The organism is Nocardia lijiangensis NBRC 108240, from assembly GCF_001613045.1.
Classification (GTDB): Bacteria; Actinomycetota; Actinomycetes; order Mycobacteriales; family Mycobacteriaceae; genus Nocardia; species Nocardia lijiangensis.
This window is the reverse complement of record NZ_BDBP01000222.1, coordinates 1-766: the sequence shown is the minus strand read 5'-3', so window position 1 is coordinate 766 and position 766 is coordinate 1. Positions and strand designations below refer to the sequence as shown.

The window sequence follows — 766 nt, the reverse complement described above, 5'->3', positions numbered from 1 at the left end:
CGGTCACCTGCGTCAACAACAGATTCACACACACGATCGACACCACCGACAACACCACCGCCGCGTTCACCGCATCAGCCACACCCCGCGGACCACCCTTGGCCTCCAACCCCCGCTGACACGCAATAACCACCACCAAAAACCCGAAGATCAACGCCTTCACCAACGACACCCACACATCCGCCGCCGTCGTGAACGACCCGAACGTCGCCCAATAACTCCCCGGCGTCACCCCCTGCCCACCGATCGCCACCGCATACCCCGCCAGCACACCCACGAAAATGATCAACACGTTCAACAACGGCGCCACCACCAACATCGCCACCATCCGCGGAATCACCAACCGATGAATCGGCGAGATCCCCATCGTGTGCAACGCATCGATCTCCTCCCGAATCGTGCGCGCCCCCAAATCCGCCGCAATCGCCGCCGCCCCCGCCCCACCCAACAGAAACCCCGTCGCCATCGGCGCACCCTGCTTGATCACACCCAGACCACCGGTCGCACCCAACAACGAATCCGCCCCAAGCGTGTGGATCAGATTGCCGACCTGGATCGACACGATCACCCCGAACGGAATCGCCATCAAGATCGCAGGCACCGTCGTCACCGTGATCAACCGCCACGCCTGCAAAATCGCCTCACGCCACTGAAACTCCCGCCGCGCGATATCACCGACTGACCCCGCCACCGACTCCTGCGCGATACCCACCGCACGACCGAACGTCCGCAACGACGACACCACCGTCTCCGAGAAATTCTCGCG

1 protein-coding gene is annotated in these 766 nt (G+C 62.9%); it reads right to left on the bottom strand.

The window, feature by feature from the left end; translation table 11 throughout:
* A partial coding sequence (locus NL1_RS35995; RefSeq protein ID WP_245673748.1) for an ABC transporter permease occupies positions 1 to 766 on the bottom strand: 766 nt, incomplete at both ends.